This window comes from Nocardioides sp. NPDC057767 (assembly GCF_042798275.1).
Lineage (GTDB): Bacteria > Actinomycetota > Actinomycetes > Propionibacteriales > Nocardioidaceae > Nocardioides.
This window is the reverse complement of the sequence record NZ_JBHVKJ010000032.1, coordinates 34,147-50,019: the sequence shown is the minus strand read 5'-3', so window position 1 is coordinate 50,019 and position 15,873 is coordinate 34,147. Positions and strand designations below refer to the sequence as shown.

Here is a 15,873-nt window from a genome sequence, read left to right as displayed (position 1 = left end):
GACTGTATCGCCCCGCAACCAAATCCCAACATAGAGTCAGCCCATGACGGATGCTGCTGCTCTCTCAGAAGCGGTCGGGCCCGGCTACCAATTCGAGGGCACTGCCCTCGAGCTCGGGGGCCTCATGGCGGACGCTGAGACGTTGACGGAGACGCCGATCCGCATTCCTCTGGGGATGCTGAACAGGCATGGTCTGGTCGCCGGTGCGACCGGCACGGGTAAGACGAAGACCCTGCAGCTGCTGGCCGAGCAGCTCTCCGCGGCCGGGGTCCCGGTGTTCGCCGCCGACATCAAGGGCGACCTCTCCGGTCTGTCCGTCCCGGGCGAGTCGAGCGAGAAGCTGACCGCGCGGGCAGCCTCCGTCGGACAGGCCTGGCAGGCGCGCGGGTTCCCGGTCGAGTTCTTCGCGCTCGGCGGCGAGGGCACCGACATCCCGGTCCGGGTCACGGTCGATGCCTTCGGTCCGACGCTCCTCTCCAAGGTCTTGGACCTCAACGAGACCCAGGAGTCCTCGCTCGGGCTCGTCTTCCACTACGCCGAGAAGTCCGGCCTGAAGCTGGTCGGGCTCGACGACCTGCGAGCGGTGCTGCAGTGGCTGGTCTCCGACGAGGGCAAGGCCGATCTCAAAGATCTGGGCGGCCTCTCCTCCTCCACGACAGGGGTGATCCTGCGTACGCTCATCGCCTTCGCGGACCAGGGCGCGGACGAGTTCTTCGGTGAGCCGGCCTTCGCCGTCACGGATTTCGTACGCAACGACGGCGAGGCCGGGATCATCTCGCTGCTCGAGCTGCCGAACCTGCAGGACCGGCCGGCGATCTTCTCGACCTTCCTGATGTGGCTGCTCGCCGAGCTCTTCCGTGCGCTTCCCGAGGTCGGCGACGCCGACAAGCCGAAGCTCGTCTTCTTCTTCGACGAGGCGCACCTGCTCTTCAACGACGCCTCCGACGCGTTCCTCGACCAGATCACCAACACGGTCCGGCTGATCCGGTCCAAGGGAGTCGGCGTCTTCTTCGTGACCCAGAAGCCGACCGACGTCCCCGAGGACGTGCTCGGGCAGCTGGGCTCGCGCATCCAGCACCAGCTGCGGGTCGCGACCCCCAACGACGCCAAGGCGCTGAAGGCCAGCGTCAACACCTACCCGACCTCGTCCTACGACGATCTCGGCGCGGTCATCCAGACGCTCGGCATCGGCGAGGCGATCGTGACCGTCATGAACGAGCGTGGTGCGCCGACGCCGGTGGCCTGGACCCGGCTCCGGGCACCCGAGTCGCTGATGGGTCCCGCGGAGGCCGCGGCGATGACGGCAGCCGTGGCGGCCTCGCCGCTGGCCGCGAAGTACTCCACGGCCGTCGAGGTCGAGTCCGCCGCCGACCAGCTCAAGGCGAAGACGGACGCCGCGGCGGCCGCACGGGCGGCCGAGGCCGAGGCGAAGGCGGCCAAGAAAGCCGCGCCGAAGAAGTCCTCGGGATCGCGCTCGAGGTCGCGCGACGACGACGACTCGATGATCGAGACGGTGGTGAAGTCGACCGCCTTCAAGCAGGCCGCACGCACCGCCGCGAGGGAGCTCGTCCGGGGACTCTTCAAGCGCCGCTGAGTCCGGTCGGTTATCTGATTGGCTCGGGCATGGGCAGTGTCTCTATCGTCTGCTCATGCCCGACCTGCTTCTCCGGAACGTACGCATCGTTCCGCTCTCACCTCGGGCGGACGTGCCCGCCGGGGTGGTCGACGTCCTCGTCACCGACGGTCTCGTGTCAGCGGTCGGAGAAGGCCTGTCCCGACCCGATGGTGTCGAGGCGTACGACGCGGGCGGCCGGTGGCTGGTTCCGGGGCTGTGGGACGCCCACACCCACCTCGGCCAGTGGACGCTGCGGGCCAGCCGGCTGGACCTGCACGGGACCCGTTCGCCCGCCGAGGCGCTGGCTCGGGTCGCCGCGGCGGCACGTGAGACCCAGCCGGGTGAGGCGATCGTCGGGATGGGTCACTCGGCCGGCACCTGGGACCGTTGGGGCACCGTCTCCGAGCTCGACTCGGTCACCGGCACCATCCCCGCGATCCTGGTCAACCACGACTTCCACCACGCCTGGCTGAACACTGCGGCCCTCGACGCCGTGGAGCTTCCTCGCCGCGAGGACATGGTGCAGGAGACGGAGTGGTATCAGGCCTATCCGCGGGTCGCCGAGCTCTTCGAGACCAGCGGGAGCACCCCGGCCGCCTACCGCAGGATGCTGACCAGGACCGCCGCGCTCGGGGTGGTCGGGATGACCGACTTCGAGGTCGGTGTCCGACTCGAGGACTGGCGGTGGCGCTGGGCCTACGGCTGCGACCTCCTGCGCGTCCGGGTGGCGACCTACGCCGACCAGCTGGATGAGGCGATCGCGTCGGGGTTCCGCACCGGGGACCCGCTGATCCCCGGCGAGGACCGGCTGACGATGGGACCGCTGAAGATCATCAGCGACGGCTCGCTGGGCACCCGAACCGCTTGGTGCTGCGACCCCTACGCCGACGACCCGGACAGCTGCGGGGCGCCGAACCAGTCGCCCGAGGAGCTGACCGGGCTGCTGGGGAAGGCCCGCGCGGCCGGTCTCGAGGTGGCCACCCATGCGATCGGCGACCGGGCGGTGTCGGAGGCTCTGGCGGCGTACGCGGCGACGGGTGCGCGCGGGAGCATCGAGCACGCCCAGCTCGTACGCCGCGAGGATCTGCCGCTGATGGCTCGGCTCGGGATCACCGCCTCCGTGCAGCCGGCGCACATCCTCGACGACCGCGAGATGACCGAGGACGTGTGGCCCGGGCGGGAGGAGCGCTGCTTCGCCACCCGCTGGATGCTCGACGAGGGCGTGCGCATCGCGCTCGGGTCGGATGCTCCGGTCGCGCCGCTCGACCCGTGGCTGGCGATCGCCTCGGCCGTCGGTCGCTCGCGAGACGGCAAGGAGCCGTGGCATCCGGAGCAGGCACTGACCGTCCAGGAGGCGCTGACCGCCTCGGTGGACGGCCAGGTGACGGTCGCCCCCGGATCTCGCGGGGACCTGGCCCTGCTCGACGTCGACCCGCTCCGGGCCTCGGTCGCAGATCTGGCCGCGATCGCCCACGGCGGCGTCGTACTGACCGTTGTCGGCGGGCGGATCGTCCACCGCAGCCTCTAGCCGCCCCTCGAGAACCGCGAAGGCCCGGCCGTCGTCGGCCGGGCCTTACGCAACGGGATCGTGGATCCCCCCAATTCAGATGCCGGTCACGCGGACCAGCGAACCGAGTCGTCGACGAAGTCGGCGAACACGTGAACCCCGCGCAGGTCCTGTCGCTCGTCCATGAGCTTGGTCAGGGCGCTGGCGTGACGGAACTTGAGGCTGCGCTGCTTCGCGGCGCTGTTCGCCTCAGGCTCGATCGCGGTGAGTGTTTCCATCGAGGTCCCCCCTACAACGGATAGATGGTGTGCATCGTGGTTTGTCGTGCGCATCAAGCATCCCGCTCCCAAGTCGCGAGCAGGTTGTTTGAACGTTACAAGCCGGTTTCGGTAAAAGAAATGGCTGGCGATGCCTGTCGCGGTATCTGCCGAGCGATAGGGCCGAATCTCGCTAGACAAAGGCGACGGAGGGTCAGTCCGACGCGGTCTTCAGCGTGTCCACTGCCCGTCGGGCCTGATCGAGGAGCCGCAGCGCCGCGCTCGCGTCGGGCAGGTTCGGCTCCGGGGACCAGAGCTGGTCGGCGTCGTTGACCGGGCCGGCGCCGTCGATGATCGGGTCGAGGTCGGTCACCAGCGCTCCCTTCGACGGGTCGCCGGCGAGCGCCGCGCGGATCGCGTCGCCGTCGATCGGAGCCGCTGAAGCGATCAGGGTGGCGTTGCCGAACCTCGCTCCCGCGAGCGCAGACCCCTGCACGATCATCGCGACATGCTCGAAGACCGTACGCAGCGTCGCGAGCTCGCGACGGGTGAAGAGCAGCTCGGGGCCGGCGACGGAGTTCAGCACCAGCCGACCCTCCTCGCGCAGCGCACGGCGAGCGGCGCTCATGCACTCCAGCGAGGTGAACGCCGGCGGGATCCGGTTGCCGACGAAGATGTCGATGACGATGGCATCGTGCTCCGACCCCGGGTGGGCCTCGAGCCACGAGCGCGCGTCGGCCGTCTCCATCGTGATGCCTGCGGGCAGGGGAAACCGCGACCTGGTCAGCTCGACCAGGGCGGGCTCCAGCTCCACGACCGTCTGGATGGTCGACGGCCACCGGTGAGCGACCGCCCGGGGCAGCGCGAGCAGGGCTCCGCCCAGGTGCGCAGCCGTCCGTGGCGCCCGCTCGCCGAGCGCTGCCAGCATCCACCGGATCGAGGCGAGCTTCGGCGGCTGTGCGGGATCTCCGACGTGGGACTGTGCCACGCCGTTGATCTCGATGACCCAGCCGTCCTCCTTGCGTACGAGATCGGCGGTGCTGCCGTCGGAGAAGACGATGCGCTCGGGGCTCCCGGATGGCCCGGCGGGTGTTGACATACGTCGATCCTGCCAGACACCATCGCGCCCGAGCCGGGACATTCCGGTAGCCTTCTGGCGTTGTTGGGTCAGCGCCGAAAATACTCGGACATCGGGCGTGAGGAGCTCTTGCGGTGGAGATATGGGAGGTCGCCGAGAATGACGACCGGATCGAAGGTCTCACCGCAGACGGCAAGCCGGACCCGGCGTACGCCGCCTCGCTCGGGCTGAAGGACGCGCCCCTGGGCCGCCGGGCGGTCGCCGCGGCCATCGACATCGTCTGCTACGCGGTCCTGCAGATCCCGTATCTGGTCTTCACCCTTCCGCTGCTGCTCAAGCTGGCTCAAGGCAAGTTCGGCTTCGCCCGGTTCCTGAGCCACCCCGACTTCATGCTGGCCGCGATCGCGGGCGGCGCGACCGTTCTGCTGACGCTGATCTTCGTGATCGTCCAGATCGTCTTCCACGGCCGCCGCGGCGTCACGCTCGGCAAGTCCATGGCCGGGATCCGGTCGGTCAACGTCAAGACCCTCGATCGCCCCGGTGTCGGACGCGCGTTCCTCCGGGCCCTCGTGCTCTGGGGCTCCGGCATCATCCCGATCGCCCCGATCGTCTTCCTCGCCTCGCCGCTGTTCGACAAGGAGAACCGTGGCCGCGGCTGGCACGACAAGGTCGCCGAGACCTGGATGGTCGACGTACGTGACGGTCTCGACCCCTACGACGAGAAGCGGATGCGCATCGCCCGCAAGACGGTCGCGGCCGCGCCCGTCGCGGAGCGGAAGTCGCTGCCCTCGCTCAGCACGCCCAACGACCACGACGCCGGCAGCTACCGTCCCGCGGGGCGGGTCAGTGCCGGCGTGCTCGGGGTGTCCCGTCCGAAGGCGAAGCGCGAGGAACCCGGTGCCTCCCCGGGCGGTGCGCTCGCGACCCCGCCGTCGGGACCGGTGGCGCCGAAGCCGGTGACGCCGTCGATCCCGCCCTCGCGCGGCGTCGTGCCCACCCAGGGTCAGGCAGTGCCTCCTCCGCCGCCGACCCCCACGCCGACGCCTCACCCGACTCCTCAGCCGATCCCGCCGACCCCGACTCCCGCGCCGACGCCGGCTCCTACCCCGGCTCCGACCCCGACTCCGGCGCCGGCTCCGGCGCCCACCACCGGCGGCCACCAGCCCGCGGCGCAGTCGCAGCCGCGCGGCATCATGCTCAAGGTCGACTCCGGCGAGCGGATCCCGGTGTCCGGCCTGGTTCTGGTCGGCCGCGACCCGGCCCTGACGGAGAACACCCTCGGGGCACGTACGGTCTCGATCATCGACGTGTCGGTCTCGAAGACCCACCTGTCGCTGCGTCCGAGCGGTGACGGGGTGGAGGTCACCGACCGAGGCTCGACCAACGGCACCGTGGTGATCCACGAAGGTGCCACCCGCCGGCTGACGGCCTGGGAGCCGGTGCTCGCCCCCGTCGGCGCGATGATTCGCTTCGGCGACCGCTCGGCCCTGGTGCGCCGCGGGTGACGCGGCCCCACCCGCACGATCTTGCTTCATGGTCTTTCAGACACGTTGACGAGGGGAACGAAGGATGAAGGTCAAGCTCACTCTGCACCGGCCCGGTGTGGCGCCGGCGGATGTGATCATCACGGCTGACTCCACGGCCACCGCAGGTGACGTCGCGCGGCACATCGCCGACGCCGACCCAGCGCGTTCGATCATCGCGGGTGAGCACGACGTCTTGACGTTGGCAGTCGCCCCGCCGACCGCCGACCGAATGGAACCGCTCCAGCACGACATCCCCATCGGCGAGGCACCGATCGGGTCCGGCTTCGCCGCAGCGGTGGTGAATCTTGGCCCGGACGCCGAGGCGACCGGCTCGCGGCGCAAGAGCGTCGGCGTGCTGCGCGCGATCGACGGTCCGGTCCGGGGCCAGGCGTTTCCACTGGTCACCGGCCACGCCTCGATCGGGCGTGGACCCGAGAACGAGATCGTGCTGGCCGACCCGATGGTCTCCAAGCGCCACGCCCGCATCGAGGTCGACCGCTCCGTGGAGCTGGTCGACCTCAACTCCGCCAACGGTGTCGTCGTCGACGGCACCCAGGTCTCCCGCGTACGTCTGGCGCCGGACACGCCCGTCGTGATCGGTAGCACCACGCTGGTCATGCAGCTCTCCCAGGACTTCCTCGACACGGTCGAGGACCCGGTCCTCGAGCGCGGTGGCGGCCTGCTCTTCAACCGCAGCCCGCGGGTCGACGTCCGCTACCCGGGCACCGAGCACCCGCCGCCGTGGATGCCGACGGAGATGCAGAAGAAGCTGTTCCCGTGGTTCGTGCTGATCGCGCCGATCATCATGGCGCTCTCGATCTACGCGATGACCGGCCGCGCGCGGGCGCTGCTCCTGGTCGTGATGACCCCGATGATGGCGGTCGGCAACTACATCAACCAGCACCGCCAGGCCGGCGCGAAGCAGGACCACGAGATCGAGCTCTTCGAGCGGCAGTTCGAGAAGCTGGAAGAGGTCTTCTACCGCAGCAAGCCCGAGGAGGAGCTCGCTCGCAACGAGGAGGTCCCGGCGGTCGCCGAGGTCTTCGAGCAGGCGATGCAGCTCGGTCCGCGGCTGTGGACCAGGCGTCCTGAGCACTGGAACTTCCTGGCCGTACGCCTCGGCACCACCCGCGCCCTCTCGCGCAACACGATCGCGGAGCGCGACACCCAGAACGGTCTGCCCGAGTTCATCGAGCGGATCGACCGGCTCAAGGAGCGCTACAAGTACGTCGACGACGTACCACTGCTGGAGTCGCTGCCCGCCGTCGGCTCCGTTGGTGTCGCCGGGCCCGCCGGCCCGGCAGCCGACGCTATGCGTGGGCTCGCGGTGCAGCTCTTCGGTCTGCACGCGCCCAACGAGGTCGTCACCGTCGCCTTCGCCGACCCGGACTGGGTCGAGGAGTTCGAGTGGCTCAAGTGGCTGCCGCACACCACCTCCGAGACCAACCGCTTCAAGGACATGCCGCTGGCCGACTCCGCCCCGACGGCCAACGCCCTGCTCAGCGCGCTGGAGGAATACATCATGCGCGCCGGGCGGACCGCGGAGCACCGCGGCCCGTTCCCCGAGAAGTGGAACCCGATGCAGTACGGCACCGACGTCGCTCGGGCTGGCGAGGAGACCAACGCGCGCGTGCAGGTCTCCATCATCGTCTTCGTCACCAACGACGCCCCGGTGGACCGTGCCCGGCTGGTGCAGGTGCTCGAGCGTGGAGCCGACGTCGGCGTACACGCCGTCTTCATGTCCTCCACCGTCGAGGCGCTGCCGGCGGTCTGCCGCAGCTACCTGGACGTCAGCGACGGCCTGGAGCGCGCCACCGTCGGTCTGGTCCGCAACGGCGACCTCTACGAGGGTGTCACCGTGGAGGGCGTCTCCAACGCCTACATGGACATGTTCGCCAAGCGGCTCGCGCCCGTCGTGGACGCCAGCACCGTCGTCCACGACTCCTCCGACCTCCCGAACTCGGTCGGCTTCCTGTCCCTGGTCGGCAACGAGGTCGCGGAGGACCCGCACTCCGTCGTCGAGCGCTGGGCGCAGAACAACTCCATCATCGATCGCTCCGACCGGCCCCGGCCGCGCCTGAAGAAGGCCGGGAACCTGCGCGCCATCATCGGTCAGGGAGCCTCGGACGCGATGACGCTGGACCTGCGTACGCAGGGCCCGCACGCCCTGGTCGGCGGCACCACCGGTGCCGGTAAGTCCGAGTTCCTGCAGGCGTGGGTGCTGGGCATCGCCTCGGCGCACTCGCCCGACCGGGTGACGTTCCTCTTCGTCGACTACAAGGGCGGCTCGGCCTTCGCCGACTGCATCGACCTGCCGCACTGTGTCGGTCTGGTGACCGACCTGAGCCCGCACCTCGTGCGCCGTGCGCTGACCAGCCTCAAGGCCGAGCTGCACTACCGCGAGCACCTGTTCAACCGGAAGAAGGCCAAGGACCTCCTCGAGCTCGAGAAGCGCCAGGACCCGGAGTGCCCGCCCGCGTTGGTGCTGGTCATCGATGAGTTCGCCGCTCTGGCCGGCGAGGTGCCCGAGTTCGTCGACGGTGTCGTCGACATCGCCCAGCGAGGCCGTTCGCTCGGCATCCACCTGATCATGGCGACCCAGCGTCCGGCCGGTGTCATCAAGGACAACCTGCGGGCCAACACCAACCTCCGCGTCGCGCTGCGGATGGCCGACGAGACCGACTCCAAGGACGTCGTCGACGACCCGGTGGCGGCGTCGTTCCCGCCATCACTTCCCGGCCGCGGCATCGCGAAGACCGGTCCCGGCCGCCTGACCCCGTTCCAGTCCGCGTACGCCGGTGGTTGGACCCGCGAGGACGAGGTGGTCACCGCTGATGTGAAGGTCGCCGAGCTCAAGTTCGGTTCGATCACCGAGTGGGAGCCGGAGCGTCCGCCGGAGAGCGACTCGCACGACGAGGATCTGGGTCCCAACGACCAGAAGCGGATCGTGGCCACCCTGATCAAGGCTTCGGCCACCGCCGGCCTGATGACCCCGCGGCGTCCGTGGCTCGACGACCTCGCGCCCGTGGTCGACATGCGCGACCTGCCGCTGGAGGGCGACGGCCAGATCCTGCTGGGTCTCGCCGACATCCCGGAGCGTCAGCAGCAGAACGCGGTCTACTTCTCTCCCGACCGGGACGGCTCGCTGCTCATCTTCGGCTCGTCCGGTTCGGGCAAGTCGACGCTGCTCAAGACGATCGCGACCGCCGCTGGTGCCCGTCCGGAGCTCGGCACGGTGCAGGTCTACGGTCTCGACTTCGCCTCCGGCGCGCTGGGCGCGATCGAGCGTCTCCCGCACGTCGGCTCGATCATCGACGGCGACGACGCCGAGCGTCTGCAGCGGCTGATGCGCACGCTCGAGCGGGAGATGGACCGCCGCTCCGAGCTGTTCTCCAAGGCCGCGGCCGCGAACCTCACCGAATACCGCGAGATCGCCGACGCCTCGATGCCGCGCATCCTGCTGCTGATCGACAACTACCCCGAGTTCAAGAAGGAGTGGGAGATCGCCGCCGGTCGCGCGCCGTTCTACCAGTCCTTCATGCGGGTTCTCGGTGAGGGCCGCCCGCTCGGCATCCACGCGGTGATCACCGCCGACCGGTCCGGGTCCGTCCCGACGGCCGTCTTCGCGAACATCCCGCGCCGTGTCGTCATGCGGCTCTCCGACCCGAGCCAGTACGTCCTCGTCGGAGCCCCCAAGGACGTACTCAACGAGCAGTCGGTGCCCGGCCGTGCCGTCGTCGACAAGGCCGAGGTCCAGCTGGCCGTGCTCGGTGGCACGACCAACGTGGCCGAGCAGACCAAGGCTCTCGACGAGCTCGTCAGTCAGCTGCGCGCCCAGGGTGTTCCCGAGGTCGGCGAGATCGGCGCCCTGCCGACGAAGATCTCCAGCCGGGCCATGCCTGCCCAGGCCAACGGACAGCCCGTCTTCGGTATCGCCGACGACACCCTGTCCGCCCGCGGCTTCGACCCGATCGGCTCGTTCATCATCACCGGCCCGCCGCAGTCGGGTAAGACGAACGCCCTCAAGGCGCTCGTCGAGTCCGTGGAGCGCTTCGACCCCGAGGTGAAGCTGTTCCACCTCGGCAGCCGTCGCGCCATGCTCGGCGACTTCCGTCCCTGGGTACGCAGTGCCACCCGCCCCGACGACGAGAAGGCGCTCGTCACCGAGCTCGCCGAGATCGTCGCCGACGAGTCCTTCCCCGGCCGCATCATGATCGTCGCCGAGGACATGACCCACCTGGCCGACGGTCCCGCCGACCGTCCGATGCGCGCCCTGCTGCAGGCCATCAACAACTCCGACCACCTCTTCATCGGCGACGCCGACGTCACTCGGGCCGGCGGCGGCTCGGGCGTCATGGGTGAATGGAAGGCCGCTCGCCAGGGCATCGTGCTCAAGCCGGACACCTACGACGGCGACACGCTGTTCAAGGTTCCGTTCGGCAAGCTCAAGCGCACCGACTTCCCGGCAGGCCGAGGAATCTTCGTCCAGGCCGGCCGCACGGTGACGATGCAGATGCCTCTCGCGAGCGACTCCGAGGGCTCTGCGTGACGTCTGTATGAATCTCTGTATGAATCCGACAACGAATCCGTCTTTACCCTTCACAACCTCGTAAAGGGTGGCCTACGGTGGCCAGCGGCGTGCTGACGTGCGTCACCTCATGAAATCCCGGGAAGGTAGTAACCGATGAGTGACTTCGGCGCAACGTACGACGAGATGACCGGCACCGCCGACAAGCTCGACCAGGGCAAGGACACGATCGAGTCGGCGCTGGATGAGTGCCAGGGTTACGTGGATGAGCTGGTTCAGGATGGCTTCAAGACGGAGAAGGCGTCGGGCAAGTTCCAGGACGGCTACCAGGAGATGACCACTGGCCTCAAGGAGGCTATTGCTGGTGTCGAGGACATGGCGCAGGCTCTGCGTGACATGGCGACCGCGATCCAGGACCTCGACTCGCAGCTCGCCGGCGGCTGATCCGCGGCGTTGGTCAAGATGGTGGGCTGGCATCTGTGGGCCCACCATCATCCGTCTCGGCCAGATGCCGCGGTGTCGACTCCCACGGATGCGCTGCTGCGATTCCCAAACAGGATCAGCAGAGACTTTACTTTCAGAAATGTTTAGAACTGGACGTAGCGGGTAGGAGTACCGCGACGACGTTGATCGCCCGGATCTCGGACCACCACGCTCGGGATGACGGTGTCGGCTCGTCGGGATCACGCTTCACGACCATGTGATGCGTGAGTGATGGTGACGAACGGCGCCGTAACGGGTGTCGTGTAATGAATATTGCGGGAAAGGCAATGAGCGATGAGTGACTTCGGGGCAACCTACGACGAGATGACCGGCACCGCCGACAAGCTCGACCAGGGCAAGGACACGATCGAGTCGGCTCTTGATGAGTGCCAGGGTTACGTGGATGAGCTGGTTCAGGACGGGTTCAAGACGGAGAAGGCGTCCGGTAAGTTCCAGGACGGCTACCAGGAGATGACCACTGGCCTCAAGGAGGCCATTGCTGGTGTCGAGGACATGGCGCAGGCGCTGCGTGACATGGCCACGGCGATCCAGGACCTCGACTCGCAGCTCGCCGGCGGCTGATTCTCGCTGGTGCGTGGTGGTGGGCCGGGGGCCGTCTCGGTCCACCACCACCGTCGGATCGGATGTGATGGCGGTTTCGGCGGAGTCGATCACCATCTGCGGCGATCTACACGTTTTTCTGAAAGGTTGCGATGGGCGACAAGGTTCACATCAAGATATCCGAACTGGAGACGATGCATGCTGCGCTCGAGAGCATCGTCAAAGAGTTCGAGGAGGCAACCAACCGGTCCGAGGACCTCGAAGCGGATATTGGCACTCCGTTCGGTAGGTCTGAGCTTCGGGACGCGGTAAAGGACTTCGAGGAGCGTTGGGACGATCAGCGCGGGAAGTTGAAGGAAAGCCTCGATGAGATTGCGAAGAAGACCAAGGCTGTTGTTGATGGCTTCAACAAGTTGGACGACGATGCAGCCAAGAACATGTCAAACAGCGGTAAGTAGGGCGAACTCGTCCAATATGCCGGTCTCGGTGTGGAAGGTATTATGATATGAGCGGCGGCGGAACTTCTCCGAAGAATCGGACCATCGAGTCGATCGCTGATGATGGCGACTCCATCTGGAACCGCGGTTATCAGATCGAACGTCTCGGCGAGATGATGGAATCTGCAGCGGATACTCTTGAGGGCATCAAGAATGGCACCCTCGAGGGCGAGGCGATGGTGAGCGAGGCGGTCGACTCCCTCAAGGAAGCGATCGGAGATTCGTTTCAGAAGCTGCGCGAGGCCGCGGACCTGTATAAGCCGGTGGGTCCCCCCATCCAGGAGTACGGGTCGTCCCTGATGGTGATCAAGCATGGCCTCAACGCATCCGTCGATGAGTGCTACACGAAGTGGACTGAGTATCAGAATGCTCCTGGCCCGGAGATCGGGATGGCTCCGCCTGAGCTCGGACCTGAGCCCGACAGTCCAGAGGCTGATGACGCGGCGAAGGAAGCTGAGAAGAAGCAGGCGCTCTACGACGCGTGGCACGAAGAGGCCGAGAACTTCGATAACTACTTCGACACCTGGGAGGATGCCTATGAGCAGGCGGTTTCAGGTGTGACCGATGGCACGTCTGGTCAGATCGAGGACAGCTTTTGGGATGACATCGGACCTGTTCTCGATGCTCTCGGTTACGTCGCTCTAGTGCTCGCTATTGCGGCGATCTTCCTAACTGGCCCGTTCGCTGCCCTTGCTCTCATCGTGTCCGCGGTCATCCTGGCAGGCCGCTTGGGCCAAGCCATATTCGGAAACGGCAGCTGGGCTGACGTCGGGTGGGCTGCGCTCGGCGTGATCCCATTCGGAGCCGCTGGTCGTGCGCTCAGCGGTGCCATGAAGGGTGCAAGTCGCGTAGCTGGGCTTGGCGGCAAAATGTCGACTGCAGGAACCGTGTTCGGGAAGGTTGGATTCAGGGCAACAAAGGCGACCCTGCGTGGCTGGGACGAAGCGGTCCGCGCGCGTCCGAGAGGGGACGTCATCTCTGCGTTCACTCGTGGTGGAGAGGGGTCGACGGCTCACGGAAGGGTCTGGGAGCAGGGACACACACTCGTTTCCAACTGGGGAAAGGGGCCAGAGGTCATCGATTCGATTTCAAAGTTGAGCGGTGGGCCGACTCTCAACCCATTCTCCCATGACTTCGAGCCTGGCGGAGCGGTGTCCGACGTCCTAGACGTCGTGTGGTGACGATGGTGTTCCCGACTCACATATGCGAGGAAAGCCAGTGACTGCGTGGATGATGAACGCAGAGGTCCGTGAACCCGGTTGGTTTGAGATCCCAGAGTTGCCGGAGTCCGCGATTTCTTCTTGGTCGTCGGAGGTCACAAGCGCGCTGGAAGCAGCATGGGACACCGAGTTCAGTTCGGATACGACGCTCCTGATCAGGAGTGACCTCGAACGCGCTCAGCGCCTGCGGCCGGGTGCTGCAAGTCTGACGGCCGCATACTGGCCGCCATTCGGAGACCTGTTCTTCGGTGTCAACGTGACCTCTGGCCGAGTGCCACGGCTTGAGGACTGGGTTGATGACGGGTATGAACTGCGCAGTTACGAGTCGGAGCGACTGGGAGCTGGCGTCGAGTGCGTCAGTGTCGACGCGGTCCTTCGGGAATCGGCCAGCGATGTAGATGTCCAGATCGTCACGGCGGACTATGTGTTCGTTGACGGTTCCAGATGCGTCAAGGTTTCTCTCGACCCGATGCCAGTGAATTACTTCGTGATGATGCGACCCGGAATCGAAGAGTTGCTTCAGGGTCTCGAGGTTTTCAGCGAAAGCGGGGCGGTCTTTCGTGGGAAATCGGCGAGTTTCAGTCACATAGTATTGGTGGATGAGGTCTGGGGACTTCCTGAATGAAAAACATGTGGCACGACGCATTCGAGTGGGCTGAACGGCTCCGTCGCGGAGAACAAGTCGAAGTCGCTGACGTGGAACAACAGGTTCTCGACCGCGCTTCTTATATCTTGTATCGCGATGAGCGTCTTCAAGGAATATGGTCGATCTGCGCGCCGCGCTCGCTTGGGAATCAGATCCTTGTTGCTCTATCCGGTTTGGCGCCGGTAGCTGGCGCTCTCGCATTCGCGGGGAACGTACAGTTTCGCCACGTTCAGAGCACTGAATTTTCAACCGGAGCCGCTACTCAGATCGTTCTTCTGTCTTTCCTGATCGGTTTGGGTTGTCAGATCGTAGGCATCGTGGGCTGGTGGCGGGCGGGGCTGCGCACGAGGGAGTCGGACCTTCTCCTGTCGGGGCTACTCCTGGGTGGTTCCGGATTCACACTGGTTTTCGCGGCTATTCGCGATGGTGTTGACGTCGGCGGGGTCTATATGTGGCCGACTTGGGCTTCATTCTTTGCAGCGCTGGCCTCGCTATGTTCCTTTGTTTTTGGCAACTCCACCAAGGCCCTTCCTAAGGTCGAGATCAGCGACTTGTCGGAAGTAGAGACTCAATTGTTGCTTGATCATCGAAATGCGGCGCTCAAGGAGGCCGCGAAACGCAAGGCGGTCAAACTGAGGACCGTAAACAAAGCGATCAAGAAACCTTTGGGCGCGTTGGTTGTCACTCGGAAAGGCACGGAATGAGTCCTTCGCCGGAAGTTGTTTCACTTAGGGAGATGCTAGGAGCACCGAAGGATCCAGGTTTTGAGATCAAGTTGCTCCCTGGGTGGGAGCGACGCACGCCAGACGATGCCGACAGGACTCGTCTGAGCGCGGACCTCAAGTTGCGACTCTCGGGACTTCAGAGGCCAGATCTCTACGGGATGGTTTCGAAGATGGTCGATGAGTCCTATGAGACAATGAATCAGCAGTCTGTCATCGCCTACTACGTGCCATCGAAGGTAGAAGATGACAAGACTCTGATCCCGGGATCTCTTGTAGCATCGGTGCGTCGCTCGCCGAGTGGTGGGTCATTGGATGAACTCACGAAGAGTTTGATCCGAGAGCATGGCGCCGGTCCGCTCTTCGGTGATAAGCGGTTCGTGCGTTTCGAGCGCGAGAAGACGCTCGCCATGGATGAGTCAACGGTCATCCAGAATAGCTTGATTTACCTGACGCCGATTCCAGGGGCGCACCGACGTCGTGCGCTTCAGTTCACTGCAAGCTTCATGCGCCCGCTAGAGTCTTCGAACGAGGATAAGTTGGTTCGGTCGTGGAAGTTCGCGTTCGATGCGTGCGTGTCGACGTTGCGATGGCTCCCTCCGGCGCCCTGAGTACGATGTGAAGTCCTGCTTGCGCACTGGGCGGAAGCTAAAGATGAGGTGAGTTTGATGCGTGACGCGCGCGACGTTGCTGTCGAAGTGCCTGAGGATGCTGAGACGGTCTTCAAGGCGGCCCTAGGCGTTGTTCAGAAGACGAAGACCTGCAAGATTCTCGCGGTCCATAACGATGGTCGAAGGCTCGTTGCTCGCGAGAAGCCATGGTATTCGAACCCGAGGTTCATCCTCGTGGGCGTCGACGTGAACGGTTCAGGTTCGGTGTTTCACGTAGTGGTTGGGGCGGACCCGCGGACACCTGCCGCGCTTCTGGATGGTCGATTGAACGATCGTGCGCTCACGAAGTTCTTGGAACGCGTACGAGGTGCGGTGGACGGCAGCGACCCTGCGCCGGCGTCACCAGTTGGCAACTACTACCTGCAGCATAAGACCGAGGTTCCGTGGGACGACCCGAATCAGTTGCCGGAGATTGAATTGGGCGGCAACGTTCTCGCGATGTACGGACTGTAATGACGGTCCGCTGAGGGCGGAACCTGGTGTGCGGGGGAGACAGGGTCCGGCACGCCACCTCTCGTGACCGGCAGGATACCGAAAGGTCCGACCGAACCGGAGGCGACCT

14 protein-coding genes are annotated in these 15,873 nt (G+C 65.9%); 12 read left to right on the top strand and 2 right to left on the bottom strand.

The window, feature by feature from the left end:
• The first annotated feature begins 43 nt into the window (after nt 1-43).
• Both ACFVDI_RS17425 and ACFVDI_RS17420 read left to right on the top strand, forming a co-directional pair.
• Nucleotides 44-1,594: a helicase HerA-like domain-containing protein gene (locus ACFVDI_RS17425; RefSeq protein ID WP_378907203.1), complete on the top strand. Its 1,551-nt coding sequence runs from the start codon at nt 44-46 to the stop codon at nt 1,592-1,594.
• Between the two features lie 55 nt (nt 1,595-1,649).
• On the top strand, nt 1,650-3,143 hold the full coding sequence (locus ACFVDI_RS17420) for an amidohydrolase (RefSeq protein WP_378907201.1): 1,494 nt from the start codon (nt 1,650-1,652) through the stop codon (nt 3,141-3,143).
• A gap of 86 nt (nt 3,144-3,229) precedes the next feature.
• Here the strand turns inward: ACFVDI_RS17420 and ACFVDI_RS17415 are convergent, their stop codons facing one another.
• Together ACFVDI_RS17415 and ACFVDI_RS17410 are read right to left on the bottom strand one after the other, a co-directional pair.
• A complete protein-coding gene (locus ACFVDI_RS17415; protein ID WP_378907198.1) occupies nt 3,230-3,400 on the bottom strand; it encodes a hypothetical protein in 171 nt (56 codons plus the stop codon).
• 193 nt (nt 3,401-3,593) lie between these two features.
• The gene (locus ACFVDI_RS17410; RefSeq protein WP_378907196.1) at nt 3,594-4,478 is read right to left on the bottom strand and encodes a spermidine synthase; all 885 of its coding nucleotides are present in this window, start codon (nt 4,476-4,478) and stop codon (nt 3,594-3,596) included.
• A gap of 113 nt (nt 4,479-4,591) precedes the next feature.
• Between ACFVDI_RS17410 and ACFVDI_RS17405 the strand changes: the two genes are divergently transcribed.
• From ACFVDI_RS17405 to ACFVDI_RS17360, 10 genes are all read left to right on the top strand, one after another.
• Nucleotides 4,592-5,962, top strand: coding sequence for an RDD family protein (locus ACFVDI_RS17405; RefSeq protein WP_378907193.1), 1,371 nt, complete (start codon nt 4,592-4,594; stop codon nt 5,960-5,962).
• Between the two features lie 64 nt (nt 5,963-6,026).
• Nucleotides 6,027-10,532 (top strand): FtsK/SpoIIIE domain-containing protein, encoded by a 4,506-nt coding sequence (locus tag ACFVDI_RS17400; protein ID WP_378907190.1) that lies wholly within the window; start codon nt 6,027-6,029, stop codon nt 10,530-10,532.
• Nucleotides 10,533-10,667: 135 nt separating this feature from the next.
• Nucleotides 10,668-10,955: a WXG100 family type VII secretion target gene (locus tag ACFVDI_RS17395; RefSeq protein ID WP_328527801.1), complete on the top strand. Its 288-nt coding sequence runs from the start codon at nt 10,668-10,670 to the stop codon at nt 10,953-10,955.
• A gap of 333 nt (nt 10,956-11,288) precedes the next feature.
• Complete coding sequence (locus tag ACFVDI_RS17390; protein WP_328527801.1) at nt 11,289-11,576, top strand: WXG100 family type VII secretion target; 288 nt, start codon at nt 11,289-11,291, stop codon at nt 11,574-11,576.
• A 131-nt stretch (nt 11,577-11,707) separates the two neighbouring features.
• Nucleotides 11,708-12,013, top strand: a complete 306-nt coding sequence (locus tag ACFVDI_RS17385) for a flagellar protein FlgN (RefSeq protein WP_378907188.1) — start codon at nt 11,708-11,710, stop codon at nt 12,011-12,013.
• A 47-nt stretch (nt 12,014-12,060) separates the two neighbouring features.
• On the top strand, nt 12,061-13,233 hold the full coding sequence (locus ACFVDI_RS17380; protein ID WP_378907185.1) for a hypothetical protein: 1,173 nt from the start codon (nt 12,061-12,063) through the stop codon (nt 13,231-13,233).
• Nucleotides 13,234-13,270: 37 nt separating this feature from the next.
• A complete protein-coding gene (locus tag ACFVDI_RS17375; protein WP_378907182.1) occupies nt 13,271-13,897 on the top strand; it encodes a hypothetical protein in 627 nt (208 codons plus the stop codon).
• A gap of 5 nt (nt 13,898-13,902) precedes the next feature.
• Nucleotides 13,903-14,622, top strand: coding sequence for a hypothetical protein (locus ACFVDI_RS17370; protein ID WP_378907179.1), 720 nt, complete (start codon nt 13,903-13,905; stop codon nt 14,620-14,622).
• Nucleotides 14,623-14,813: 191 nt separating this feature from the next.
• Entirely contained in the window at nt 14,814-15,251 is a 438-nt protein-coding gene (locus tag ACFVDI_RS17365) for a hypothetical protein (protein ID WP_378907177.1), read from the top strand.
• A gap of 57 nt (nt 15,252-15,308) precedes the next feature.
• On the top strand, nt 15,309-15,764 hold the full coding sequence (locus ACFVDI_RS17360) for a hypothetical protein (RefSeq protein WP_378907174.1): 456 nt from the start codon (nt 15,309-15,311) through the stop codon (nt 15,762-15,764).
• The last annotated feature ends 109 nt before the right edge of the window (nt 15,765-15,873 follow it).

Excerpts from the sequence above, each read along its gene's own strand:
- ACFVDI_RS17425 (WP_378907203.1), top strand. The coding sequence starts at position 44 with ATGACGGATGCTGCTGCTCTCTCAGAAGCGGTCGGGCCCGGCTACCAA.
- ACFVDI_RS17420 (WP_378907201.1), top strand. The coding sequence starts at position 1,650 with ATGCCCGACCTGCTTCTCCGGAACGTACGCATCGTTCCGCTCTCACCT.
- ACFVDI_RS17415 (WP_378907198.1), bottom strand. The coding sequence starts at position 3,400 with ATGGAAACACTCACCGCGATCGAGCCTGAGGCGAACAGCGCCGCGAAG.
- ACFVDI_RS17410 (WP_378907196.1), bottom strand. The coding sequence starts at position 4,478 with ATGTCAACACCCGCCGGGCCATCCGGGAGCCCCGAGCGCATCGTCTTC.
- ACFVDI_RS17400 (WP_378907190.1), top strand. The coding sequence starts at position 6,027 with ATGAAGGTCAAGCTCACTCTGCACCGGCCCGGTGTGGCGCCGGCGGAT.
- ACFVDI_RS17395 (WP_328527801.1), top strand. The coding sequence starts at position 10,668 with ATGAGTGACTTCGGCGCAACGTACGACGAGATGACCGGCACCGCCGAC.
- ACFVDI_RS17390 (WP_328527801.1), top strand. The coding sequence starts at position 11,289 with ATGAGTGACTTCGGGGCAACCTACGACGAGATGACCGGCACCGCCGAC.
- ACFVDI_RS17385 (WP_378907188.1), top strand. The coding sequence starts at position 11,708 with ATGGGCGACAAGGTTCACATCAAGATATCCGAACTGGAGACGATGCAT.
- ACFVDI_RS17380 (WP_378907185.1), top strand. The coding sequence starts at position 12,061 with ATGAGCGGCGGCGGAACTTCTCCGAAGAATCGGACCATCGAGTCGATC.
- ACFVDI_RS17370 (WP_378907179.1), top strand. The coding sequence starts at position 13,903 with ATGTGGCACGACGCATTCGAGTGGGCTGAACGGCTCCGTCGCGGAGAA.
- ACFVDI_RS17365 (WP_378907177.1), top strand. The coding sequence starts at position 14,814 with ATGGTCGATGAGTCCTATGAGACAATGAATCAGCAGTCTGTCATCGCC.
- ACFVDI_RS17360 (WP_378907174.1), top strand. The coding sequence starts at position 15,309 with ATGCGTGACGCGCGCGACGTTGCTGTCGAAGTGCCTGAGGATGCTGAG.